Annotated in this window: 21 protein-coding genes; 17 read left to right on the top strand and 4 right to left on the bottom strand. The window is 45.5% G+C overall.

Annotated elements, in window-relative coordinates:
- Positions 1-61: 61 nt before the first annotated feature.
- From B4V02_RS26825 to B4V02_RS22350, 5 genes are all read left to right on the top strand, one after another.
- On the top strand, positions 62-586 hold the full coding sequence (locus tag B4V02_RS26825) for a hypothetical protein (protein ID WP_244188385.1): 525 nt from the start codon (positions 62-64) through the stop codon (positions 584-586).
- A complete protein-coding gene (locus B4V02_RS22365) occupies positions 586-939 on the top strand; it encodes a hypothetical protein (RefSeq protein ID WP_094156470.1) in 354 nt (117 codons plus the stop codon). The genes B4V02_RS26825 and B4V02_RS22365 overlap by 1 nt, the downstream gene beginning before the upstream one ends.
- 1 nt (position 940) lies before the next feature.
- Positions 941-2,401 carry a glutathionylspermidine synthase family protein gene (locus B4V02_RS22360; RefSeq protein ID WP_094156469.1) on the top strand — a complete coding sequence of 487 codons (1,461 nt, stop codon included), beginning with the start codon at positions 941-943 and terminating at the stop codon, positions 2,399-2,401.
- Between the two features lie 136 nt (positions 2,402-2,537).
- Positions 2,538-2,951: a DUF350 domain-containing protein gene (locus B4V02_RS22355; protein WP_068504204.1), complete on the top strand. Its 414-nt coding sequence runs from the start codon at positions 2,538-2,540 to the stop codon at positions 2,949-2,951.
- A gap of 224 nt (positions 2,952-3,175) precedes the next feature.
- A complete protein-coding gene (locus B4V02_RS22350) occupies positions 3,176-4,252 on the top strand; it encodes a Gfo/Idh/MocA family protein (RefSeq protein ID WP_094156468.1) in 1,077 nt (358 codons plus the stop codon).
- A gap of 16 nt (positions 4,253-4,268) precedes the next feature.
- Here B4V02_RS22350 and B4V02_RS22345 read toward each other — a convergent pair whose 3' ends face one another.
- Positions 4,269-5,735 (bottom strand): MFS transporter, encoded by a 1,467-nt coding sequence (locus tag B4V02_RS22345; protein WP_094156467.1) that lies wholly within the window; start codon positions 5,733-5,735, stop codon positions 4,269-4,271.
- A gap of 163 nt (positions 5,736-5,898) precedes the next feature.
- Between B4V02_RS22345 and B4V02_RS22340 the strand changes: the two genes are divergently transcribed.
- Complete coding sequence (locus tag B4V02_RS22340; protein ID WP_094156466.1) at positions 5,899-6,321, top strand: MarR family winged helix-turn-helix transcriptional regulator; 423 nt, start codon at positions 5,899-5,901, stop codon at positions 6,319-6,321.
- A 225-nt stretch (positions 6,322-6,546) separates the two neighbouring features.
- Here B4V02_RS22340 and B4V02_RS22335 read toward each other — a convergent pair whose 3' ends face one another.
- A complete protein-coding gene (locus B4V02_RS22335; protein ID WP_157739768.1) occupies positions 6,547-9,696 on the bottom strand; it encodes a fibronectin type III domain-containing protein in 3,150 nt (1,049 codons plus the stop codon).
- A gap of 635 nt (positions 9,697-10,331) precedes the next feature.
- On the opposite strand from B4V02_RS22335, the gene thrS reads away from it, so the two are divergent.
- On the top strand, positions 10,332-12,245 hold the full coding sequence (gene thrS / locus B4V02_RS22330) for a threonine--tRNA ligase (RefSeq protein WP_094156464.1): 1,914 nt from the start codon (positions 10,332-10,334) through the stop codon (positions 12,243-12,245).
- A 185-nt stretch (positions 12,246-12,430) separates the two neighbouring features.
- Here thrS and B4V02_RS22325 read toward each other — a convergent pair whose 3' ends face one another.
- Positions 12,431-13,234 carry a GTP pyrophosphokinase gene (locus tag B4V02_RS22325; RefSeq protein ID WP_094156463.1) on the bottom strand — a complete coding sequence of 268 codons (804 nt, stop codon included), beginning with the start codon at positions 13,232-13,234 and terminating at the stop codon, positions 12,431-12,433.
- A gap of 266 nt (positions 13,235-13,500) precedes the next feature.
- Here B4V02_RS22325 and B4V02_RS22320 point away from each other — a divergent pair, with 266 nt between their 5' ends.
- The 5 genes from B4V02_RS22320 to B4V02_RS22300 all read left to right on the top strand — a co-directional run bounded on the left by B4V02_RS22320 (position 13,501) and on the right by B4V02_RS22300 (position 17,170).
- Positions 13,501-13,962, top strand: coding sequence for an S-ribosylhomocysteine lyase (locus B4V02_RS22320; RefSeq protein ID WP_094156462.1), 462 nt, complete (start codon positions 13,501-13,503; stop codon positions 13,960-13,962).
- A 5-nt stretch (positions 13,963-13,967) separates the two neighbouring features.
- Complete coding sequence (locus tag B4V02_RS22315; protein ID WP_094156461.1) at positions 13,968-14,738, top strand: SDR family NAD(P)-dependent oxidoreductase; 771 nt, start codon at positions 13,968-13,970, stop codon at positions 14,736-14,738.
- A 29-nt stretch (positions 14,739-14,767) separates the two neighbouring features.
- On the top strand, positions 14,768-15,649 hold the full coding sequence (locus B4V02_RS22310) for a MetQ/NlpA family ABC transporter substrate-binding protein (protein WP_094156460.1): 882 nt from the start codon (positions 14,768-14,770) through the stop codon (positions 15,647-15,649).
- Positions 15,650-15,791: 142 nt separating this feature from the next.
- The gene (locus tag B4V02_RS22305; protein WP_094156459.1) at positions 15,792-16,367 is read left to right on the top strand and encodes a LysE family translocator; all 576 of its coding nucleotides are present in this window, start codon (positions 15,792-15,794) and stop codon (positions 16,365-16,367) included.
- A gap of 26 nt (positions 16,368-16,393) precedes the next feature.
- On the top strand, positions 16,394-17,170 hold the full coding sequence (locus tag B4V02_RS22300) for an AraC family transcriptional regulator (protein ID WP_094156458.1): 777 nt from the start codon (positions 16,394-16,396) through the stop codon (positions 17,168-17,170).
- A 105-nt stretch (positions 17,171-17,275) separates the two neighbouring features.
- On the opposite strand, the gene B4V02_RS22295 is transcribed toward B4V02_RS22300, so the two are convergent.
- Positions 17,276-18,469, bottom strand: a complete 1,194-nt coding sequence (locus tag B4V02_RS22295; RefSeq protein ID WP_094156457.1) for an ROK family protein — start codon at positions 18,467-18,469, stop codon at positions 17,276-17,278.
- Between the two features lie 204 nt (positions 18,470-18,673).
- Between B4V02_RS22295 and uxaC the strand changes: the two genes are divergently transcribed.
- The 5 genes from uxaC (at position 18,674) to B4V02_RS22260 (ending at position 25,109) form a co-directional block, all read left to right on the top strand.
- Positions 18,674-20,080, top strand: a complete 1,407-nt coding sequence (gene uxaC, locus B4V02_RS22290) for a glucuronate isomerase (RefSeq protein ID WP_094156456.1) — start codon at positions 18,674-18,676, stop codon at positions 20,078-20,080.
- Between the two features lie 26 nt (positions 20,081-20,106).
- On the top strand, positions 20,107-21,909 hold the full coding sequence (uidA, locus tag B4V02_RS22285) for a beta-glucuronidase (RefSeq protein WP_094156455.1): 1,803 nt from the start codon (positions 20,107-20,109) through the stop codon (positions 21,907-21,909).
- Positions 21,910-22,033: 124 nt separating this feature from the next.
- Positions 22,034-23,443, top strand: coding sequence for an MFS transporter (locus B4V02_RS22280; protein ID WP_094156454.1), 1,410 nt, complete (start codon positions 22,034-22,036; stop codon positions 23,441-23,443).
- A 767-nt stretch (positions 23,444-24,210) separates the two neighbouring features.
- Positions 24,211-24,822 (top strand): DUF2239 family protein, encoded by a 612-nt coding sequence (locus tag B4V02_RS22265; RefSeq protein ID WP_094156452.1) that lies wholly within the window; start codon positions 24,211-24,213, stop codon positions 24,820-24,822.
- Positions 24,819-25,109, top strand: coding sequence for a hypothetical protein (locus tag B4V02_RS22260; RefSeq protein WP_094156451.1), 291 nt, complete (start codon positions 24,819-24,821; stop codon positions 25,107-25,109). Before B4V02_RS22265 ends, B4V02_RS22260 begins: the two co-directional genes overlap by 4 nt.

Genomic DNA, 25,109 nt, shown 5'->3' with positions numbered 1-25,109 from the left:
TTGCGGCTTTTTTACATATTTTTCTTCCAAATTGAACCTTTCCAAGGTAGAATCTCGTATAGTGAATGACGACAGAAGCGTACAGGAAGGGAAGGGAATCATCATTTATTATTCATTAACGTACCGGGAATGGTCAGAAGAGACACAAAAGGAACTGCGCAGCCTGACACGGGAATCCGTATCAGGAGATGAGCTGTTTTTGCGCAAGCTTGTAGACGCCACGCGTCTCCATGACAAACTATGGGCGCATACCTCGAATGAAAGTGAGGATTACACAGAGCATTCCGTCTATGTGACCGAGTTTACAGGGGAACGTGCAAAGCCTTACGGTGCGTCGATTACGGACCTCGTGCTGGCAAGTGAGGGGAGTTACACCTCCACGTTCAGCGCAGTTTACTGGGTATGGCATGAGCCTGCGTTCCGTAGTATGGAGCACCGGGAAGGATCGGTATTTACGTTGGAGCTAGCCCAGCGTCTATTGGACCACTTTACGGTGCTGAATGGCACAACATATGAATTTATTTATTCAGTGCTGGACCCGCAGCTGAAAAAGGTACATCTGTTTGTGAAGGAGGTCGATCTGTGATGGAGCACTCTTGGGAGAACATCAAATCCAAGCCCGGCTCTCGTACACGGATGGCGGCCTTTGCTCTGATGCTGGCTGTGCCAGCCGCCCTGACGGGCTGTGGTGACGACGAGTATTATGACTGTGATGAGCTTCCTGTATCGGAGCAAACAGCGTGTCGGGATGCAGGCAGCAGCGGATATTACTATGGCGGCTCGACCTATTATAGTGGGTATAGTGGAAGTGGAGGCTCCTCCTATAATAGCAGTCGTTCTTCTTCAAGCTCTTATCGCAAGAGCTCATCTTCATCTTCCGGCTCACACAGCGGCTTTGGCAGCAGCGGCTCGCGTAGCGGCTTTTTCTCTGGAGGTTAAGATGAGTATGCGTACCATTCGGCAACTGCCCTATGATCATGACGAGCTTTTTAACGGTGAAATCAGCCGAAGGATTCCGTACCATCGCATGTACGGTAAATCCTATTGTGTGCCCGCATTAACGATGTATGAGGAAACCGAATTGACAGAGCTTCAGGCTGCGGCTGAGGCGGTACATAGCATTTATCGCAAGGTTCAGCACTTCGTTCAGCGTTATATGCCGGATGAGTATCTGGTGGAACGATTGGGTATCCATCCGGGCTTGCTGCGTGCTGCGCGCATGGAGGCCGCGCCGGATGGAATTACCCGACAGGATTGGATTGTAGGAGAAGCGGGTATCAAGTGTATTGAGAACAATACGGACACCCCGACTGGAATCCCCGAGGCAGCCTATCTCGAAGGGAAGCTGCTGGAGATACTGAATGAGGACGGAGGATCACGGGAAGATACTGTCCTAGTGGGACCGTCTTCTGGAATGGATGAAGCGATTCGGTGTGCGATGACTGATTTGATTCATTTTTATAGCCGCAGGGGATTAGGCACAAAAGTGTATTTTACTTGCTATGACTGGCATATCGAGGATCAGACAAACACGAAATATATCATGCGCTTGTGTGAACAAGCCGGGTTTGAAGTGGTTTATGCGCCTTTGGAAGAATTGGAAATTATACCGGGCGAAGGATTGTATCACCGGGGAGAACCAATACATATCCTTTATCGTCTGTATCCGCTGGAATATTTGATTAATGACCGGGAAGAAGACACGGGGCTAGAGGTGGGACAAGCCTTAATGGATATGGTAGCGGACGGTAAAATAGGATTAATCAATCCGCCGCAGCATATGATTACCCAAAGCAAGGGGTTCACCGCAACTGTATGGTCGCTGTATGAGCGCAATGAGCAGACACCAGAGTTCTGTGGCTTTCGTTTGTTTGACGATCGGGAGCTGGAGGTGATACGAACCTACCTGCTGCCCACGTATTTTGAACCCACGGTGTTTGTGCAAAATAAAGAGCCTTATGTGGCCAAAGGCATATGGGGCCGGGAAGGAAAAGGGACGCATCTGATTGAGCCTGCCGATACCGAAAATAAGCTGGAAGTTCCAGCTCTGACGGAACCAGCTCTCACGGAACAATGGGCGAAGCTTGCCCCATCTAACGACTCTGACGACCCTAATGAAGCAGATGCCCCGCTAACGCCTGAGCAGGAGGAGGCCGCACATATTGCCGCTTATTACGAAGGCCAACCCAAGATTTATCAGCGACTATGGCCTATGCAGAGCGCAGAGGTGCAGACTGAAGAAGGGCTATACCATGGCTACGTGCTGACAGGCGTATTCGTCATCGGCGGAAGGTTTGCGGGCATCCTGCCACGGATCGGGGAAAAGGTTACCGGCGATATGGCCTATTATTGCGCAGCCGCCGTACCGACCGCATCTCATGAGTCATCTGGGCGTTCTTAGCCTTTTCACGTGATTAATAAGTATTTGAACATAGCTATTTATAGTGTTAAGTATGCATATGCTTAAGTGTCTCCAGGATTAAATATCCATAATATTAAGTATCCATATGGTTAAGTATCTATAAGGAGGAAGAAGATTGGACTCACATATCAGCTTAGGCAACGCATTGGGCAATGTAGGCATCGGCCTGCTTATCCTGTTTGCCATCTTAATCGTAGGTTATTTTGTGTTCAGCTTGCTGACGCGTTATAACGATAATCAAGAAATTGCACGCGGCAATGAGGCGGCAGGCATCTATATGGGGGCAAAGCTGCTGGGACTGTGTATTATCGTGGGCATGGTGTCATACAGCAGCCACTCATGGCTCGATATGCTGATTTGGTCAGCCGTAGGCATAGTGGTGCTGTGTCTGGTCTATATTATTTTTGATCTGTTGACCCCGCGTACCAAAGTGTGCGAGGAAATTGCCAAAGGCAATGTGGCTCTGGCGCAACTGCTGCGCTCGATCATCGTCGGGGTGTCTTTTGTGGTAGGCACATTTTTGATGTAGCCCTGTATAGAGATCGGTACAGAGAATCGGTATAGAGAATTGGTATAGAGAAGGTATAAAAGGATCTGCAAAACCGGACAGCGGAATTGCAGATTTTTTTATTTTTATAGATATCTGTCGCTTCTGCAGGGACTATTCTGCAAGGCTACGGGTGATACTGCATAGCAAAAAGGAAATTTGCTGCAGGCATAAAGCCAAATTGCAGAGAAGGGAATCCAGATAACATGAATACCTCCATCTCCCCAACCAAACTCATTCGCATAGGTGTCATCGGCCTTGGCCTGATCGCTGAATATCACATTAGATCATTATATACGATCTCGGGAGTTTCTATTGCAGCCATCAGTGATGTGGACTCCAATCGCCTTCAGCTGCTGGGTAAGCAATTGCAACTTCCTGCTGCCAAGCAATATCCCCATTATGAAGCCTTAATCCGTGACCCGGAGGTGGATGCGATTCTGTCGCTGACACCCAACGATGTGCATTTTGACATTATTCGGATTGCGCTGGAAGAACACAAAGCCATCCTGGCGGAAAAACCGTTGACACTCACGTGGCAGGAAGCAGATCAATTGAAAAAGCTGTATACAGCGAATCCGGTGCCTTTTCTGGTTCATTATAAGCATCGTTACGGCGCTGCCTTCCAATATGCCAAGCAATTGCTGGATGAACACAAGCTGGGCAACATCTATAACATTCAATTCCGGTATCTGATGGATGCATTCTCACCCTATCGTCAACATCCGTATACATGGCGCCATAATTCAGCCAAGGCAGGCTCCGGGGTTGTGGGCGATACAGCCTCACATATTATTGACCTGGCTCGTTTTCTGGTAGGTGAATTTAAAAGTGTCGCAGCGCTGCTGCATACGATTACACCCGAGCGTCCCGATCTGGCCACAGGTTTGCCTGTAAAGGTGGATGTGGAAGACTTCGCTTCCTTTCATGGGATTGTGGGCGATAACACGGTTGGTACATTCATCACCCACAAAAATGCCATTGGCAAACGTCACGATATCGAAGTGGATATCTACGGCGAACTGGGTGCGCTGCACGCCAGTCTCAACAACCGGGAAAATATCCGCATTGTGCTGCGTGACCCCGAGCATCCGGATGCCGAATACGAGACTTGGGCTGTCCCTGCAATCTATGACCACACGGCCTATGAAGACTTCGTGAAGCTGGCAAGGGGAGAGTCCGTGGATCGTGCCCCATTGTTCGAGGACGGGTACAAAAACCAGTGGGTCCTTGAAAAAATACTGCAATCCTGGAGAGAGAACGGGCGTTTAGTGGAAGTGTAGGAGACTAGCATTCTTATTATTTTCCCTCCTGTACCTTTGCCCGTTTAGCCCCGATCAACCGCCAGCATGTCAGCAGGGCTCCCACGAGACAGATGGACGCGGAAGTCATGAAAACCACATGCATCCCGGCCAGAAAGATCTCCGGGTGACCCGGAATTAATCCGGTTACGCGATAACCAGCCTCTTTGCTCATGATATAAAACAGGATGGACGTGGCCAAAGTGATTCCCACCACCATACCAACGTTACGTACCAGCGAGTTGACACTTCCGGCTGAGCCGAGCTGTGTACGAGGGACCTTGGACATAATCAACGAATTGTTGGGCGATTGGAATAGACCACTGCCGATGCCCAGCATGGCGATCCACAGACCTACGAACGGAACGGGACTGCCTGCATGGAGTCGGGCCAAGCCAATCTGGGCAATTGCCATGACCACAAGCCCGGCAAATGTGAGCAGTTCAGACCCGATTTTATCGGAAAGCGCACCACTGAGGGGGGCCACGATAACCATGGAGATAGGAAACAGCATCAGCAGGAACCCGGCATAAAAAGGCGACAAATTCAGCATATTCTGCGCATAAAAGGGCGAAATGATGTTAAAGCAGAAGTTAGCGACGAAGACGAGAAAAGCGCACAATATACTGAGCGAAAACAACGGATTTTTGAATAGACCAAGCTGTAATAGCGGCTGTGGACGGCGAATTTCCAAGCGAATGAACACGACAAAAGCAATCACAGCGACCACCAGCGAAGCGATAATACGGTTGTCTCCATATCCGACCTGCTGCCCCAGCAGCAATCCGGCGAATAAAGCGAGAATAAAAACAGCAAACATCAAGCTGCCGGGAACGTCGATCTTGCCTTTTACCTTGATCAGGTCCTTCGGCAGAAGCTTCCAGCCCAGAAGGACAGCCACCAATCCTATCGGCACATTGACCCAGAAAATGTACTGCCAGCCCAGCGAGGAGACAATAATGCCACCCAAGCTCGGTCCGGCAATGCTGCCCAGGGATACGAAGGTTCCGATTAAGCCCAGCGCTTTGCCTCGTTCATAGGACGGAAAGATATCCGTCACGATCCCTTGGCTGTTGGCCATGGTCATGGAGGCCCCAATCGCCTGAATGATACGTGAGATCAGAAGCATGGGCAGCGAAGAACTAAGACCACACAACAGTGAGCCGAGAATGAACACGATCGTACCGATCTTGAATATTTTGATTTTACCGATCATATCTCCGAGCTTGCCAAAAAATAAAATGGCTGTACATATAGCCATCAAATAGGCGGTTGTCACCCATTCAATCTGGGCTACGGGTAAATGTAACGTGCGTGACAACACGGGGAGAGCAATATTGACGATGCTTCCATCCAGCGTAGACATAAACGTAAACAGATTCAATACAATCAAAATCATCCAACGTTTCTTTTGGATTTCGCTATTTTCCTGATATGTTGCTGTGGTTGTAGCGGTTGAATTCATGTTTAGCACCTCTTCATCGTTGAGCATTACTATTTAGTTGCGCTCGCAACTAATTGACGTTTCTAGTTTACAGCAAATTAGTTGCGTGCGCAACAATATTATTGTAAACTTGGCTTTGTCCCATCTGCGGATTCGAAATTTGTAAGCCGATGAGGTGTATTTGATGAGAAAAGAACCGATTGGAAAGTTGATTTCCCACCTACAGCGCCGAAATCAAAAAATATTGTCCAAAAAATTGGTTCCGTACGGAATCGGCAGTGGCGGCCAGCACAGCTTTTTAAAGCTTATTCTGCAGCGTCCGGGCATTACACAGGAACAATTGACGAATGAACTTAAATTTGACAAGGCAACCACAGCACGTTCGGTGAGGCACTTGGAGGAATCCGGCTACATTGAGCGGCGAACGGACCCGAATGACCGCCGTTCCCATCTTTTGTCCCCAACGGCCAAGGCATTAGAATTTTCTCCTGTCCTGCAAGGAATCCTGGATGAGCTCAATGTCGGTCTTGTCCGCAATTTATCTGACGAGGAAGAAGATCTTCTCATCGATTTATTGCAAAGAATTAGTGCAGAGCCCGACGAATAAAGAGAAGAAGAGAACTAGCTTGGGGCAGAGCAGTAAAAAGAAAAAGCAGCTATGACAGAGAATACTCTGCAATAACTGCTTTCCGGATCTCAGTACCAATCTTTAAGCTGCAAGTCTTGTAGATTGGATTAATGGAGGCGAACCGCGGCTCAGCAAATCCACAATCCGCCGCCTGTTAGCAAACTCCGGTTTGCTCGCAAGAGGTGACCGTTACTCCAGCGACAGCTACCTTGTAACACTTGCATCAGTAGCTGGCCCCGATAATAATGTGCGCGTTACGCTCGGCCCGTGCCCGGTCCATTTTCCAAAGGTCACCTGGTTCCGAGGAAGGGTGGTATTTTTTGTACCGGTAAAACCTGTGGAGCCGCTAAGTCCGCCTGCGCCGGACGCATATTTCAGAATCTCGCTTCCCGCTTCTACCGAGATTGTATAAGGAGTGTTGGGAAGAAATCCGACAGTGGAAAGCACATAAGTATGTTGCCCCGGTTGAACGGTTGGTTTTGCGTTTGCTTGAACTGCCCCCCCGTCCACAGGTACGCCGTTAACCAAGATGCGGTAGCCGGCAAATCGTGCGGTATCGCCATTGGAATAATCCGTTACGTCTTTTTCGTTCCATGTGATGGTCATATCTTGCCCAATCCACTTGCCGCCGCTGACGGTAAGCTTGCTGTCAGGAGCCCACTTTGGAATCTGCATTAAAGTGCCGGGAACGGTAGTGATCGTAACCGGACCCCACTGAGGCCCTTCCTGTCCAACCCAGTTGATGGCTTTCATCGTAACATCATAGGTCACGCCATCATCCAGCCCCCACAGCGAATAACCTTTCCGGGTGGAGGTGTCAAAATAGGCTTTGTATTTTTTGGTAGCATATTTAGGGTTTTTCGGCGTTGCCGTTAGCTCATAATAATGCACGCCGTAGACAGCATCGGTAACGGTATTCCAAGCGAAATCCTGCCAGGAAATGCCCGTGATGTCTGCAGCTCTGACTCTAAAATTCGGCGAAGCAGTCGAAATCGTGGATCCACCAAGCGTTGCAGCACCCGTGGTTACCGGCGCCTCCAGCAGTTTCCCATAGGAAGCGTTTGTACCTATCGTCTCCGGTCGGACCGCAACTTTGTAAGAGGTGCTCGGTCGGAGCGCGATTACCGTGGACTGCGGACCCGATCCCGTACTCGCTACAATCTTGTTTTGCTGATAGCCATGGCCATCCAGCATATCAACCAACACAACGTACTGCGTCGCATTACCGATGGCGGGCCAAGTTAAAGTGATATTATTAGTATTGACCATCACGGTTAGTGCGCCACTCGCATTCAGCGCATCCGGCTTGCGGTCGGTGGTCTTGTCGACATTCTCGATCGTGACGTTTTTGCTGTTTGTGGTGGTAATGGCATTTTGAAGACCTGTAATGTTGCGGAAGGTAACATCCGACAAGCCATTTATCGCAATCGTACCGCCAGTTGATCCTGAATAATTTAGGATCTTGATATCCTCGAACTTGAAATTGCGCAGCACCGGGCTTTTAGCATAGCCGGAGCTGCCGGGTGCCGCCGCGCTAATCAGCGGTATGGTAGTGTTTGATACCGTCATATTGCGTACCAGAATGTTTTCGAAAGTCAGCGGCTGCTCGCTTTCCGGACCGAAAGCTGTGCTGGCGTTGCCGTCGCTGTAGGATGTGTCAATTACAATCGTACTGTTTTCAGTAGCGGCAGTATAATTGACCGCATTATCACGCACTGCAATATTGCGGATGCCGCCGCCGGTGGTAGCGCCAGACTTTATACGCAAGACGCCTTTGCTTCCTGTTTCGCTCGTATTATAGACATTCTCTTCCGCGACCATATCGCCCATCCAACCGCCGGTATGGCTACCCATCGCCAACAGGCCGCCATGGCCATTGCGCACAAAGTTATTGACAACGCGGCCCTCTCCGCTTGCCACTTTGTTAGCCAAATTGCGTACGACCGTGCCCTGACCGGCTGCAAAGTTGATGGCGTCGTCGCCGGTATCCCAAAAGCTGTTCATGACCATAAGATCAAGGCAGTCACCAAACTCGACACCGTCGCCGTTGTTGGCGTCGAAACTCATCACAGAAACGCCGTTCACAGCAATCTGCTCGGACTGATAGCTGACGATTCCGTGGAATGCCGGATTATAGAAGGTCAGCCCTTCGTAATACAGGCCATGCACACCGCGCGCTACCGTCAGGTTGGGGCGGGCATTGTAGAATTGGGCGGTACCGGCATTCGGTGTTTGATCCTGACGAGACTGCCACATCGCATCAGCCGCGAGAATGCCTCTTACCGAGGCGGAATCAGTTTCGCTATTATTATCAACATTGGTGTTGTTGCCTTCCTGGTAGTTCGGCAAACTCCAGCCATTTCCGGTTGGATCTGCGAAACCGGGAGATGGATCATTCGCCGTTTTGGTCTGTAAGCCGCTTCCGGCGGTATTCTTCCATCCGTTGCCGTCTATTGCGCCCTTGCCGACGATGCGGATGTTCTCCAAGGAACCATAGTCCCAGGTTACAGCATTCAACAGGCCATATGTCCGGATATCCTGTGAATAAGGATAAACCAGAAGGCTGCGCGAGTAGTGGTCAAAAACAGGAGAACTGAGAAGCACAGCCCCTTTTTCAATTTCGAAGGTCATATTGCTGTGCAGAAACAATGCGCCGCTTGTATAATACCGAGGCGCCGCATTGTCTCCGCTTCCCTTCAATACAACCTTGCCGCCTGAAGGGGTGGCGTCGATCGCAGCCTGTATCGCGGCGGTGTTGTCTTCGATTTTCTTTATAACCGTTGCATTGTTGTTTGCGCGCCGAATTTTATAGTCGGCATTGACGCCAGAAATAGAGGTAATATAGCTTGCGCCATAGTTGGCGGCGTCTATAACGATAGGTGTAGCCGCGGTTGAAAAGATAAGCGGCGCGCTAAAAGCAGACGTTGTCTTGTCGGCGTAAACGGCCCGCACCTTAAACTCATAATTCGTCTTCGGTGCTAGACCGGTCGCCGTAAAGGAAAGAATACTGACCCGATGATGCTGTGCGCTTAATTTCCCGTAAAATGCGTCCATATACGCATTAACATAGGAGTAATTCTCTTTAAAATTATCGCTTGCAAGACCGAGACTGACTCCATCCCGGAATACCTCATAGTCCACGATTTTTACTGCACTTGTGTAATAGTCGTCCGGCTTTTCCCAGGTAAGTACAATTTTTGATTCATCAAATGCTAATGGAGGTACGGATAATTTTTGCGGCGCTCCGGAATAGCCGCCCGCCGCATGAACAGGCACAGGCATCACTGGAAATAAACCTACCAGTAGAGCCAGTACGAGCATGAAGCTGCAAATCATATGGGTGTTCTTCTTCATTTTCATTTCCTCCTTTTATTAAATTTGTTAGCCTCTTCATTCCCCTCTCATATTTACTTGGATTGCTAATAAGTACAGTTACAATACTATTAAAGCGCATTTATAGAATGAAAAAAATACATTATCTCACAACTTTGTAATATTACCTGTCTAACGGGGGAATTTGTTCGAATTTCCGCAGGGAAGGGTTCATGGAATGTAATGTCACAGCGTGGAGGCACACTTACACAAACCCCCTCTTGAAATAGCTGCAAATTTCATCTATAATGCTGTAGCATATAGTAATACTCAAGGCATTGACCAAAGACATGATTTCCTTGAAGGACCGTTCAGAGAGAAAAGCCAAGGCTGAGAGCTTTTCCGGCATCCACATGTGAAGTTACCCCTTTGTAGCCGTGACGTTGAACGTGCAGCTGTGCAATGTGACAGCGAGCATCAGTAAGCGCCCACCGACTTATCCCCGTTAACGGATACCAATGGAGGGTCACGTATGTTGTGCATGTATGCACAGGAGCGGGCCGAACTAGGGTGGAACCACGAGCTGAACGCACTCGTCCCTTGAGGGAGAGAGGCGTTTTTTTGCGTTCAATTTTGATATATAGCTATAGCACACAATAAGAATGGAGGCTTTAATCGTGAGTATTCAAGTGAAATTGCCGGATGGAGCTGTACGCGAGTACGAGCAAGGTGTAACGATTGCCGATGTAGCGGGTTCGATCAGCTCCGGTCTGAAAAAGAACGCAGTAGCAGGTAAAGTGAACGGGAAGGCTGTAGATCTGAACACCGTTTTGGATCAGAACGTTGACCTTGAAATTATTACGCTGGACAGTGGGGACGGTCTGGAAATTTATCGTCACAGTACAGCACATTTGCTGGCACAAGCTCTCAAACGCATTTATGGTGAGAAAAACGTGAAGCTCGGTATTGGCCCGGTCATTGAAAGTGGCTTTTACTACGACATTGATATTGAAACCCCGTTGTCCGTTGACGATCTGGCGAAGATCGAGAAGGAAATGGCCAAGATCACTCAGGAAAATCTGCCGATTACACGTCGCGCTGTCAGCCGTGAGGAAGCAACTCGTATTTTTGGAGAGCTGGAAGATCCATTGAAGCTGGAATTGATCCGTGATTTGCCGGAGGATGCGGAAATTACGATCTATGATCAGGGTGAATTTTTTGACCTGTGTCGTGGCCCGCATTTGCCATCTACCGGCCGTATCAAAGCTTTTAAACTGCTGAGTGTAGCGGGTGCATACTGGAGAGGCGATTCCAACAACAAGATGCTGCAGCGTATCTACGGAACTGCGTTCCCGAAAAAAGCGCAACTGGATGAGCATCTGCACCTGCTGGAGGAAGCGAAAAAACGCGACCACCGCAAGCTGGGTAAAGAGCTGGAGCTGTTCATGTTCTCCGAAGAAGCACCGGGTATGCCGTTCTACCTGCCTAAAGGTATGGTTGTCCGTACTGCGCTGGAGGATTACTCCCGTGAAATTCAACGCCTGCATGGCTACGAAGAAGTACGTACACCGCTGATGATGAACAATCGTCTATGGGAGCAATCGGGACACTATGAGCATTACAAAGAAAATATGTACTTCTCCGAAGTAGATGAAACTACATTTGCTTTGAAACCGATGAACTGCCCGGGACATATGCTTGTGTTCAAAAATGAGCTTCATTCTTACCGCGATCTGCCGATTCGCATATCGGAATTTGGACAAGTGCATCGTCATGAACTGTCCGGTGCGTTGAACGGTATGATGCGTGTTCGTACATTCTGTCAGGATGACGCACATATTTTTGTAACACCAGGTCAAATTGAGCAGGAGATTACCGACGTAATCAAGCTGATTAACGAAATGTATAGTGTGTTTGGCTTTGACTTTACGGTGGAGCTGTCTACACGCCCGGATGACTTTATGGGCGAGCCAGCGCTGTGGGATCAAGCGGAGCAAGCTCTGCAAAACGTACTGGATCACCTGGGCATCAGCTATCGTATCAATGCGGGCGATGGCGCGTTTTATGGTCCGAAAATCGATTTCCACATTCTCGATGCGCTCAAACGCAGCTGGCAGTGCGGAACGATCCAATTGGACTTCCAAATGCCTGAGAAATTTGACCTCACTTATGTGGGCGAGGATAACCAGAAGCACCGTCCAGTTGTTATTCACCGTGCCATTTATGGATCAATCGACCGTTTTATGGGCATCCTGACCGAGCATTTTACAGGTGCGTTCCCATTGTGGCTGGCGCCTGTCCATGCGAAGCTGCTGCCTGTATCCGAAAACTATATCGAGACTGCCAATCAGGTACAGGAAGCGCTGCTGCAAGCAGGTCTGCGTGTCGAAGTGGATACTCGCAATGAGAAGCTGGGTTATAAAATCCGTGAAGCGCAATTGGAGAAGGTTCCATATATGTTCGTCATCGGGGAGAATGAAAAAACAACCGGTACTGTAGCGGTTCGCAAACGGGGCGAAGGTGATCTGGGATCACTCAGCATTGCGGATATCGTTGAGAAAATCAGCACAGAGATTCGCGAGAAGCAGTAAGTTCTGAATAAAAGAAGTTAGAGCAAGATAAAAGAATCTAGAACAAAAGAGCACTCAAAACCGCGTTGAATGTGGTTTTAAGTGCTCTTTATTTATATTACAGAATGCATAATTAGCAAGTGTAAAGCTGAACCAAGGCTGTTGATGCCTCAGCCTCATGTTCAAGTGATCATCTACATGAATGTCTAGCAGGTCTGTGGTCGGGATTCAGCGTGATCCGTGGCAAGGGAAAGTGTCTTCGAAGAAGGTTCCGCAGCAGTTGGCTGCTCGGAGGATTCTTCTAGATCCTGCTCCTCGCTCAGCGATAATATTTCGCTCCGCAGCTTCAACATTTTCTGATCCAGCTCATAAGTGGCACGTGCAGCCTCGGATAATCCGCTAACGACATGCTCAGGTACTTTCTTATCGAACTTATAGTACAGAATATGCTCCATGCTGGCCCAAAAATCCATAGCCAGTGTGCGCAGCTGAATTTCAACCTTGATCCAGCGTGTGCCTTCAAACAGGATGAGCGGAATCTCCACAATGACATGCAGGCTCTGATATCCGTTGGGCTTGGGATGGGCAATATAGTCCTTGATCTCCAGGATACGAATGTCTTCTCGTGTACGGAGGTGATCCATCAGACGGTAAATATCTTTGACAAAAGCGCATACCACTCGCATTCCTGCGATGTCATGAATTTCACGCAGTATATTATCCAGGGTAACTTCATACCCTTTGCGCCGAACCTTTTCCACAATGCTGCGTGGCTCTTTGATACGGGTTTTAATATGCTCAATCGGGCTAAAACCGTCCAACAGCTTCCATTCGGTTTGAATCAGCTTAATTTTGTTCTTTAATTCCTCCAAAGCCAACTGATACAGGACAGGAATTTTTCTCCACTCCTCCAATTGCTTGGTGTTCACATTGTTCTGATCCAGCTGCAGCTGAAATTCCTGTAGGGGCAAAGGGACAGCATTCAAGTGCTTCCAATCCGGTTCATTCACAGGGCATTCTCCTCAATGAGGCTTACGATGTCCTCGATCTATTTCGTATATAGGCACTACCTTATATATTGTACACTATGTCAAAACCCGCAGGCAAAGCAGGTCAGGAGGAAAAAACAATTATTTAGGGTGGTAAAGCCGAGTAATCCGATGTATAATTACAAAAATGTTGATTTGCAGCATTTTATTTTTAGAAAAATAGAGAAACTTCAGATTAGCTTCTTTAGATTATTAAATATAAATTATAGAAAATGAGGATGAGAACAATGGCAAAAGTAGAAAGCTTTCAACTAGATCACACGATTGTAAAAGCCCCTTATGTAAGAGCGGCTGGAGTAGAACACGACGAAAAAGGAAGCACGGTTCAAAAGTATGATTTGAGATTTTTGCAGCCGAATGAAGATGCACTTCCAACAGCCGCTGTACATACGTTGGAGCACTTATTAGCGACGTATCTACGAGATGAAATTAAAGGGATTATCGATATTTCTCCGATGGGCTGCAGAACGGGATTCTACCTGATTTTATGGAATGAGCATGAGCCTGAGGAAATTGCACTTGCGCTGGAAAAAACCTTGAAACGAATTCTGGAAACGACTGAGGTTCCGGCGGTTACTGCCTTGGAATGCGGAAATTACAGGGACCACTCTCTTTTTTCAGCGCAGGAATATGTGAAGATTGTATTGGAGGCTGGCATTAGCCGCGATCCTTTTGAAAGAGTATTTTAAAATCCATGATTTCGATTGACTTATCTAATCAGACAGCGGTAGTGACAGGCGGCAAGTCAGGTATAGGCAAGGGGATTGTCGAGCTTTTCATTCAAAGCGGAGCAAAAGTGATTTCTGCTGATATTTCTTATGATGATCCGTATAGAGTAGTCCAGCCGCAGTTGGTTGAAACGCATTTGGATATTTCCAGGCCAGATGATATCGACAGATGGTGCAATGTACTGCTCAACGAAGCGGGAGTTCCTGATATATTGGTGAACTGCGCAGGCACTTCTACGATGGATTATGTCATTGACTCCAAATTAGCCGATTGGGAAAAAGTATTTTCGATCAATTCAACCGGATTGTATGTAGCGTCCAAACGTTTTGCCAAAGAAATGGTGGATGCACATAAGCCAGGACGAATTATTCAGATTGCCTCGCAGGCTGGAAAAAATGGTTATCGGGCCATGGGTGGATATTGTGCCTCCAAGCATGCGGTTCTCGGCTTGACCAAGGTGATGGCCATTGAGCTTGCTGCGCATAACATTTTGGTCAACGCGGTATGTCCCGGTATTGTAGAAACACCGATGAAACAGCGTGAACGGATTGAAGGGGGCATCATTCGCGGAATGACTGCTCAAGAAATATACGAGGAAGATTGTTCGCAGGTACCTTTGGGGAGAACGGCCGAGGTGGAGGATATCGCCAATGTGGTGCTGTTTCTGGCAAGTCCGCTCTCCGCATATATGACAGGACAAGCGATCAATGTTACAGGCGGAATGACGATGCACTAGCATACTAGCATGATTTGGGGGAAATATAGATGAAGAAATCATTCGCTGTACTATTAGGAATTAGTTTATTATTGGTAGCCGCAGGATGCGGTAATAAAAGCACTGAAAGTAATGGCTCCAGCTCCGCTTCCGGCTCGGAAACGCAAAAAGTAGTCATCGGCTCCATGGGCTCTGACGCCCAGATTTGGAGACATATTGCTGATTCTCAGGCAGCCAAGGATGCCAAGCTGGACATCCAGGTGAAAGATATTAACGGTGGAATCGAAACGAACAATGCGACCAGAGATGGTGATGTGGACGTGAATGCATTCCAATCGTGGGCGTATCTGGTGAGCTACAACAAAGAGAGCAAAGCCGATTTGAAAGCTATAGCCACAACCTATCTGGAGCCTATGGGAATTTATTCACAAAAATTTAAAAGCATTGATGAAGTGACCGACGGGGCTGTGGTGGCTTTGGCAGATAACCCGGCCAATACAGCAAGGGGCTTGAAGCTGTTGGAGGCATCTGGTCTAATTAAGCTTAAAGCTGACTTTAATGATGCTTTGGGTACAGTCAATGATATTACCAGCAATCCCAAACACCTGAAATTCGAGTTGATCGACGATAAAACAGGACCACGTGTCATTCAAGATGTAGGCTTGGTATTGATCGGGAATACGATTGCTTTAGAGGGTGGCCTGAATGTGCTGAAGGATTCCTTGTTCCACGAAGAGATCAGTCAGTCAACCAAAAACAATATTAATGTCCTGGTTACTACATCCGATAAGGAAAATGACAAAGGACTGCAAAAATTAGCAGCCCTCTACCATAACGAGGATACTCAAAAATACATTAAAGATGAATTTGGCGGCACCAAAGTAGAGGTTAAAGAGCCTGTTTCTTATTTGCAAGGCCAGTCTTCAAAATGAGTAAAAGCATAGTTCAAATCATGTTTATCATGGTTTGAACTATTTTGTTGTGTAAGTACAGTTGGAGATACTGCAATAATATACTATATGACATTTCACTTTAAGATGTAGGATATGAGAAGAGCTTGAAAGGAGCATTCTCATGGATATTACATCTTTTTTGATTTACTGTATGATTGCCACTTTTACACCGGGTCCTACCAATATCGTCATATTATCCACAGTGCATAATTTTGGTGCAAAAAAGGCAATGAAATATACGTATGGAGCAACGATTGCTTTTGGTTTATTACTTGTTATTTCTGCTATATTGAATACTATGCTTGTAACGATCATACCGAAAATTTTAATTGTGATGCAGATAATCGGAAGCTGTTATATGTTCTATCTTGCATATCAAGTTTACAAAATGGATACATCCAATCCAACCGTAAACCAAACGGCTACCTTTATGTCAGGCTTCTTGATGCAGTTTTTAAATCCAAAGGTAGTACTATTTACAATGACTGTAATTCCTAGTTTTATTATGCCTCACTATATCGCAATACCTGCGGTGACGATAAGTATTGTCGCTATAACTCTTATTGGATTTTTAGCATTTGTGACATGGGTTCTTTTCGGTACAGTCTTCAAGGAATTTTTACAGAAGCATAGTAAGATTGTTAATGTAATGATGACCATATTTTTAGCTTATGCTGCCATCATGATCTGGATGTAGTGTAACCTTATGTAGAGGTGTTTGAAATGGACAAGTTTGTCTATAAAAAATCGGCAGGTGTTACTGCGTTGTCAGCAAGTATGACTGAATTTAAGTATAAAAGGCACGCTCATAAGGAGTATGCAATAGGCGTAACATTGCGCGGTATTCAACAGTATAATTTGAATGGTAGTTTACAATTATCCTATCAAAATGGAATTATGCTTTTTAATCCGGAACAAGTCCATGACGGAATGGCACATGATAAGGCTGGCCTTGATTATGTCATGCTATATATTGAGCCCAAATTGCTTTTAGAGGCTATAGAGAAAAAGGATATCGTACGTTTTTCAACTCCTATTGTGTATGATCGTGAACTTGAACAACGAATATTAAGTCTTTCTCATGCCATATTGAGCGAAAAAGATGAAGCGTTGTGTTGCGAATTGTTTTTATCCTTCACGGATAGCCTTATTCAGACCAGTCATTCTATAGACGACAAGAAAGATAACGCACTAATTAGAACAGCAAAGGATATGCTTCATGCCAACTTGGAACATGTACTTAAGCTTGATGAGATCTGTAAAGAGATTCATTTATCGAAATTTCAGTTTATCCGGTTATTCAAGGCTCATACTGGAATTTCACCCTACCAATACTTTCTTAACTGCAAAATCGAACGTGCAAAGCTTTTAATCGAAAAAAATAGAGATATATATTCAGCAGTAGCTGCATGCGGTTTTGTTGATTTAACCCATTTAAATAAACACTTTAAAAGTGTATATGGAACAACAGCGTTTGAATATATGTCACATATGAATTGAGAAGGAAAATGGGAAGTTGATCTGAAGTAACAGCCTATGACAAACAACCTTTGCTGGCACTAAAAGTTGGCAAAGGTTGTTTTATGCTTCTTCAAATAGAAATTCCTATTTTTTTGTAGGCTCGGTAGATGATTTTTCAAAATTATGAGACAAGTTTAATACAGGCACATCAAGAAAATATTGAATAGCCAATGCGCATGCGCCGAGAATGGTGGATTTCTCTCCAATAGAGGAAATGAGCAGGTTTTTATAATGGCTTGTTTTTGAGGTCAGCTTCTGCTTAATTTTGTCAATGGAGTCCGGATAAATACGCAAAAGCTCGCTATCTACAAGGATCGTCTCAGGATTGAAAATATTGATTATGTTGTTAATCCCGATAGAGAGATAATTAATAAATTGCTCCATCGTTTCCAGAACCTCTTCATCCTCGCTATTAATCCAGTCACGAACTTGCTCATAAGTAACATGAGGCAGCTTCTTTTGCTTTGCCAAAGTGGACAGCACAGAGGCCTCCGAAGCGTACTTTTCCCAGCAACCTTTATTGCCGCATTCACAAGGTCTGCCATCCGGCGCAACGATCATGTGGCCTATCTCACCGGCAAATCCATCATGGCCACGATAAAATTTGTTGTTTATGATCATTCCAAGTCCGATGCCTGAATAGAGTGTGAGGGAAAGAAGACTGTCTGTTTCATGATGCCAAAATACACTTTCAGCAAAAGAGCTTAGGTTTGCATTGTTTTCGATATGAATCTGAATACCAACGGCCTTTTCCAAATCGGTTTTTAACGATACGCTGCTCCAGCCCAGACGAGGGATATAATGAATTTCTTCATTCGAAGAGACCAGGCCGTGAACTGCAATAACGATACCTACAATTCCGTACCGGTTATCGGAGTATTTGGTAATATACTCCGCAATTTGCTGGGTCAGAAGAGATAGAATTTCATTATAACTGTTAGATTCAACATGTATGGTCGCAGATGACAGTGAATTGCCTAACAGATCGGTTACAAGAAAAGAAATATGCCCTGCATCCAGATCAATCCCTAATGTATATCCAGCCTTTGCGTTAATCGAAAGCATAATCGGTCTCCGACCAACCGAATTATGTTCTAGCTGTTTTTCCACAACAAGTTCTTCTTCTAACAAATCGGAAACCTGTACGGATATCGTAGCACGCGTTAAAGCTGTCAGTTTTGAAAGGTCTGCTCTTGAGATCATTCCTTCCTTTACAATTTCTCTTATGATAAGTGATCGGTTAATTTTCTTTATGTAAGAAGCATCGCCTGTAATCATCTAAAGCCTCCAATTTGTAAACGATATACATATTCTATTTCTCAGTATAACATTTAAAGCATTTAAAAACTTGTCCTATGAAATATAAGATTGACATGGGAGAAATAACTTGATAATGTGATCTTATCATTAATTTGTTTAATAAACTAATTAATTTTGTAAGGGGTTACACAGGATGAAATTCAGCGCAAGGAGAGGTGGAACTTGAAATCATTTATGGAGTCGGATTTCCTTTTGAATACAGAAACAGCTATCGATTTGTTTGAAAGCAAAGTGAAGCACCTGCCGATTTTCGATTTTCATTGTCACTTGGATCCTAAAGAAATTTGGGAAAACAAAACATACACCAGTATCACTCAGTTATGGCTGGGGGGAGATCATTATAAGTGGCGAGCTATGAGAATGAATGGAATCGGAGAAAGGTACATTTCTGGAGAGGCGGAGGATTGGGAGAAATTCCAGGCATGGGCGGAGACAGTCCCCCATTTAATCGGTAACCCAATGTATCACTGGACCCATCTGGAGTTGAGAAGGTTTTTTGGTATTGAGAAGGTGTTAGGCCCAGCTACCGCCCGCGAAATTTGGGAAGAATGCAATGAAAAGCTTAAGCAGTCACATTTTACGCCAAAAGCTTTTATAGAAAAAGCGAATGTAAAGTTCATTGGCACAACGGATGATCCGCTGTCCCAACTAGAATACCATAAACTTTTGAACGAAGATCCATCTTTCAAGTCCGTTATCGCTCCCACCTTTCGTCCAGACAAAGCGCTTAATATTGATGATCCGGCATTCGTATCCTGGATAGATCGTTTGCATTCCATCACTGGATATAAAATAAAACATGTTGAGGATCTTATAGCTGCCTTGAAACAGCGGATAGATTATTTCCATGAACTTGGGGGGCGCGCTTCGGACCACGATATCCAGAAGCTTCATTTTATTGAAGTATCTCAAGAAGCAGCGCAGCAGGTTTTCAGCAAAAGGTTGTGTGGTGAACAACCGCTTAATGAGGAGGAAATATCGACCTACCGTTCTTATCTTCTCAAAGAATTAGGTAAATTGTATGCTGAGAAAAAGTGGGTCATGCAGCTTCACATGGGAGCCATGAGAAACAACAATACAAAAATGAAAACGCTTCTCGGCGCGGACGCAGGCTTTGATTCCATTGGTGAGGCTAACTTTGCAGAGGGGCTTTCCCGTTACCTGGATGCACTTGACCGAGAGAATGCTCTTCCGAGAACCGTGCTATTTAATCTGAACCCCAAAGATAACGCCGTTCTGGCTGGTATGATGGGGAATTATTATGAGGAAGGGATTCCGGGAAAAATTCAGTTTGGCTCTGGATGGTGGTTTAACGATCATATTGATGGAATGGAAAAGCAGATGAAGGATTTGGCGAATGTAGGCCTGCTTAGCCGTTTCATCGGCATGCTTACGGATTCCCGAAGTTTTCTCTCGTATGCCCGTCATGAATATTTCCGCCGTATACTATGCAATCTGATAGGTGAATGGGTTGAACAGGGACGGGTTCCCTATGATATGGACCATATTGGACGATTGGCGGAGAACATTAGCTACTATAATGCTCGTCAATTTTTCCTTCAAAGATAACACAATTATTATAAGGGGTGCTATTTATGCTGTATCCAATGATGACTGAAACTCGCAGTTTGAGTGATCTTAATGGGGTGTGGAGCTTTAAGCTGGATCAAGGCACAGGCTTTGCAGAGCAATGGTATAAGTCCAGGTTAAAAGATACGATTCCTATGGCAGTTCCTTCCTCATTCAATGATATTGGAGTAACCGCTACCATTCGTGATCATGTAGGCTGGGTATGGTATGAAAGAGAATTTACGTTGCCCAGTGTCATGATGGGTGAGCGGATAGTATTAAGGTTTGGATCGGCCACACATACGGCCAAGGTATATGTAAACGGTGAGTTAGTTGCCCGGCACAAAGGAGGATTCCTTCCCTTCGAAGCCGTTCTAAATAACTATGTTCAAGCCGGGGCAAATCGGTTGACTGTGGCCGTTAATAATATTGTTGATTTTTCAACGCTGCCGGTAGGGCTTTATACAGAGATCGAGACTCCGGGAGGCGGTAAAAAGCTAAAAAACCGGCCCAATTTCGATTTCTTTAACTATGCTGGAATTCAGCGTCCCGTGAAGATTTACACTACACCTCAAACGTTTATTCAAGATGTCACAATTGTTACGGACATGGACGGTAATTCAGGTGTAGTGAATTATACTGTAGATATTTCAGGCTCCGTCAATGTTCGAGTAACCGTGTTGGATGAAGATGGACAGGCAGTAGCTGCAGCCGACGGCGCGGAAGGCACTGTCAGAATCTCCGATGTACGGCTATGGCAGCCTTTAAACGCTTATTTATATACGCTGAAAGTCGAGCTTGTCCGCGATAACAATTTGATTGACGTGTATGAGCAGCCTTTTGGCGTGAGAACCGTAGAAGTGAAGAACGGACAGTTCCTGATCAACAACAAACCGTTTTATTTTAAAGGTTTTGGCAAGCATGAGGACACGCCCATTCACGGAAGAGGGGTGGATGAAGCCGCTAATATTATGGATTTTAACCTGATGAAATGGATGGGGGCTAATTCTTTCCGCACCGCTCACTATCCCTATGCGGAAGAAACCATGCGTCTTGCCGACCGGGAAGGGTTTGTGGTCATCGACGAAACTCCTGCTGTAGGCCTGGACCTGAATTTTCTGGTGATGTTAACTGGTGGTGAGAAGAAAAGCACATGGAAAGAGGTGCAGACCTTTGAGCATCATCAGCAGGTTATCAAAGATTTGGTTAGACGTGACAAAAATCATCCTTGCGTAGTGATGTGGAATGTAGCCAATGAGCCAGCTTCTTATGAAGAAGGTGCCTATGAATACTTCAAACCGCTTATTGAACTGATGAGGGAAGCGGACCCGCAAAAACGTCCAGTTACCTTGGTTACTCATGTTGAGGCTTCGCCGAAGGAGGATAAAATTGCAGAGCTGGTGGATGTGCTTGCCTTCAATCGTTATTACGGCTGGTATATTGATGGAGGAGATCTGGAGTCTGCAAAAGTCAAACTACGCGAGGAGCTTAACGGTTGGTTGCAGCGCTGTCCAAGCAAGCCGATCATGATGACTGAATATGGAGCTGATACGGTTGCTGGCCTCCATGATGTGGAACCCATTATGTTCACGGAAGAATACCAAGTGGAGTTTTACAAGGCAAACCATGAAGTGTTCGATGAATTTGACCATTTCGTAGGAGAACAGGTGTGGAATTTTGCTGATTTTGCTACAAGTCAGGGGATCATTCGTGTGCAGGGCAATAAAAAAGGGATCTTCACCAGGGATCGCAAGCCTAAAGCGGCAGCCCACGAATTACGGAAACGGTGGATTCAAATTCCTGATTTCGGGCATAAAAAAGGGGAGTAATGATCTTCCCAGACTACCTTACTTTAGAGGTAGATAAATCCTTATTTAATAGCGCTTACAAAATCGATTGAACTGATTAAATATACGGCGAGATGTTGACAGTACATTTTCCGGGAGGATAACTATGAATCCACAAACAGACCTCAAAAATTTGAAAGTTGAGCAATCAGGTGCACAGATCAGAAAGTTTGGTCTCAGAGATAAATTTGGATATCTCTTAGGAGATTTAGGGAACGACTTTTTCTTTATGCTCGTAGGGGCTTACTTGATGGTATATTATACGGACATTCTGGGGATCAGCCCAGTTGCTGTAGGAGTTCTATTTATGATCGCAAGGCTGTGGGATGCGCTCGCGGACATTACGTGGGGCAGATTTATCGACACAAGAAAATCGGGCAAACATGGGAAGTTCCGGCCATGGATTTTCAGAATGTCATTTCCGTTAGTCATCAGTGGTGTATTAATGTTTATTCATATTCCCGGGCTGTCGGATGGTTTTTACCTTGCTTATGCCTACGTTACTTATATTTTATGGGGGACTTTGTACAGTACTGTCAACATTCCGTACGGATCAATGGCATCTGTCATCACAAGTAATCCTGTGGAACGCACCACCTTATCTACATTCCGTACGCTGGGTGCCACCATCGCTCAGTTGTTTGTCAATGCGATAGCCCCTTTAATTATCTTTGTAGACAATAAGATAGACGCAAACCGAATATTACTTGCTGCTACTCTCTTCGCCATTTTATCCTTGGCTTCTTATATTGGATGTTTCCGATTGTCAACAGAGCGTATTACTTCCTACAACTCAGATAACAAGACTAAATCTTCTTTGTCTGCAACACTAAAGGGATTGCTTAAAAACAAGCCTTTGATTTCAATTTTGATTGCATCGTTAATTTTTATGGTGTTTTTAATCTTGATTTCAAGTGCAAACGTATATTTGTTCAAAGATTATTTTGGCAGCGCTTCAGCATTGAGTCTGGTAGGAGTAATGCAGGTAGTAACCGTTCTCATAGCCATTCCCTTGGCCAAGCCTCTGGTTGCAAGATTTGGTAAGAAAGAGGTTACCTCTACGGGGCTGCTTCTGACCGTTATAGTATACGGAATGCTCTACTTTTTACCGGATCTTACAGCAAATCAGTTTGTGGCCATTTCAGCTATCGGTATGTTTGGTTACGCTTTCTTTAATTTAATGATCTGGGCCTTTGTAACAGACATTATTGATTATCATGAATCTTTAACAGGCTTAAGGGAGGATGGAACCATCTATTCGGTTTATTCATTTTCCCGCAAGGTTGGTCAAGCGGTAGCCGGAGGAATTGGAGGTTTTGCCATCGGTCTTGTTGGCTACAATGTCAATCTAGAGGTACAGGAACAGAAAACACTGCATGGAATTTATATGCTGGGTACACTGGCACCAGCGATTATTATGCTGGTTGTGTTTTTAATTATTGCTTTGATCTATCCGTTAAGCAAAAATCGAACTCTTCAGCTTGCCGAGGATTTGAAGAAAAAAAGAAACAGTTAAGTTAAGAGAGAATGGGCCCAAAGCTCTTATATAAGTGTCTGCTTTCTAAGCATTGAATCAACATGCATGGCCAAGAATTCTTTAAATGACGGAGGAAACGGATCGATACGATCCTTTCCTCCTTTTCCGTTATTAATGCGAACCTGACAGTAATCAAAATCAATATCTGTCAGTCATCTTGCATATGCAATAAAGATATTCAGAGGCGCAATTTCACCACAAATAATAAATATAATAAAACAGGTAATCCTATTGCTGATAGTATTGTGATTGCAGTACGTACTTTTTTATTGTTTTTGAATAATGACAAATATGTGCCAAGAGGAATAAAGATAATTATATTGCCAACCACATTAGCAAAAGCGAAATTTTTTATAGTGGCAGATTTCATTTCTTCCTGCCTATTCTCTGATGTTCAGTTTATAAATTCGTAACGGCTTTGACTATAAGCCGACCTAACGTGTAAAACCATTCTCCAAGCCTGTCGATTAACCACTAAATAGTAGAAAATGATTCGTCAACTCGGTAAAAACGTTTGTACCCCCTACAAACCAACCGAAAGGTGACGGCACTCCATGAAAAAGCCTATCACGATTCCATCTATCCTTCAATCCGTATTTAGCCTTCAACAGCGCGGTTCCTCTTAGGCCGCGTCTTTTGCATTTATTTCCTCCATAACGAACGACAAAATAAATTTTACCCGGGTAATATTGATTTTTTATTTTTACCCGGGTATAATTGGTGAGGCAATCAGAGAGGAGGCCAGCATGAGTAATGCCCTAACGCACTTTTACTGCACGGCATTTTTGGGTGTGGGAGTCGTCGCCAGTGGTTCGTTACAGCACGTTGTTACTACAGTGAAGGATGCACTGGATGACAGAAACCTCACACAGCTGCTTATATTTGACGATTCCACAGGGAAGCCAATAGATGTTGATTTTCGTGGGAAGACAGATGATGTGCTCAAACGATTAGGAGAACAGTTAGGTGACCTACCCGGTACGGAAGTGAATCACCAGCCTATACGGCGGGTCGGTCGACCCAAGCTGGGGGTTGTATCTGGTGAGGTTACGTTATTGCCACGGCATTGGGAATGGCTCAAGAGTCAACCTGGAGGGGCGTCGGTAACATTACGAAAACTCATTGATGAGGCTCGCCGTGCTGGAGAAAAACAGAGCAATATCCGAGAGTCACAAGAAGCAACATATAACTTCATGACAGCTATGGCTGGGAACTTCCATCAATACGAAGAAGCTCTGCGGGCACTGTATGCTGGTGATTTGGATCGTTTTTACCACTTCATCGATGACTGGGCACCTGATATCAGAAACCATATCAAAAGATTAGCCGCTAATGCATTCCCTGAAGGGAACTTATGAATGAAAGCATGTGGAGGCCTGAAGAATTTGGAATGAAAAAAGGAACTACCCTCCCATTTCTCCGTGAAAGCGGAGGTGAAGTCATGTTTCTTGGCGATGGCGGAGAGTTTCTTATCGGACCCGAAGACGAAAGATGGGATCTTGTCATGCTGATCCGCCAGAGCAGCGCGCAGTCGTTTCTTGCTTTTTCAAGTCATCAAGACTACCTGGCTGGTATCGGGCATCGGACTGCAGCAATCGAAGATTCACGCCTTCTGCCTATGGCAGAACTTCCGATACCAAATTAA

Source organism: Paenibacillus kribbensis (genome assembly GCF_002240415.1).
Classification (GTDB): domain Bacteria; phylum Bacillota; class Bacilli; order Paenibacillales; family Paenibacillaceae; genus Paenibacillus; species Paenibacillus kribbensis.
This window is presented reverse-complemented; position numbering and strand designations above follow the sequence as displayed.

Bases quoted from the DNA above. Each gene is read 5' to 3' on its own strand.
- B4V02_RS22365 (WP_094156470.1), top strand. From the start codon at position 586: ATGGAGCACTCTTGGGAGAACATCAAATCCAAGCCCGGCTCTCGTACA.
- B4V02_RS22360 (WP_094156469.1), top strand. From the start codon at position 941: ATGAGTATGCGTACCATTCGGCAACTGCCCTATGATCATGACGAGCTT.
- B4V02_RS22350 (WP_094156468.1), top strand. From the start codon at position 3,176: ATGAATACCTCCATCTCCCCAACCAAACTCATTCGCATAGGTGTCATC.
- B4V02_RS22345 (WP_094156467.1), bottom strand. From the start codon at position 5,735: ATGAATTCAACCGCTACAACCACAGCAACATATCAGGAAAATAGCGAA.
- B4V02_RS22340 (WP_094156466.1), top strand. From the start codon at position 5,899: ATGAGAAAAGAACCGATTGGAAAGTTGATTTCCCACCTACAGCGCCGA.
- B4V02_RS22335 (WP_157739768.1), bottom strand. From the start codon at position 9,696: ATGAAGAAGAACACCCATATGATTTGCAGCTTCATGCTCGTACTGGCT.
- B4V02_RS22320 (WP_094156462.1), top strand. From the start codon at position 13,501: ATGGCAAAAGTAGAAAGCTTTCAACTAGATCACACGATTGTAAAAGCC.
- B4V02_RS22315 (WP_094156461.1), top strand. From the start codon at position 13,968: ATGATTTCGATTGACTTATCTAATCAGACAGCGGTAGTGACAGGCGGC.
- B4V02_RS22310 (WP_094156460.1), top strand. From the start codon at position 14,768: ATGAAGAAATCATTCGCTGTACTATTAGGAATTAGTTTATTATTGGTA.
- B4V02_RS22305 (WP_094156459.1), top strand. From the start codon at position 15,792: ATGGATATTACATCTTTTTTGATTTACTGTATGATTGCCACTTTTACA.
- B4V02_RS22300 (WP_094156458.1), top strand. From the start codon at position 16,394: ATGGACAAGTTTGTCTATAAAAAATCGGCAGGTGTTACTGCGTTGTCA.
- B4V02_RS22295 (WP_094156457.1), bottom strand. From the start codon at position 18,469: ATGATTACAGGCGATGCTTCTTACATAAAGAAAATTAACCGATCACTT.
- uidA (WP_094156455.1), top strand. From the start codon at position 20,107: ATGCTGTATCCAATGATGACTGAAACTCGCAGTTTGAGTGATCTTAAT.
- B4V02_RS22280 (WP_094156454.1), top strand. From the start codon at position 22,034: ATGAATCCACAAACAGACCTCAAAAATTTGAAAGTTGAGCAATCAGGT.
- B4V02_RS22265 (WP_094156452.1), top strand. From the start codon at position 24,211: ATGAGTAATGCCCTAACGCACTTTTACTGCACGGCATTTTTGGGTGTG.
- B4V02_RS22260 (WP_094156451.1), top strand. From the start codon at position 24,819: ATGAATGAAAGCATGTGGAGGCCTGAAGAATTTGGAATGAAAAAAGGA.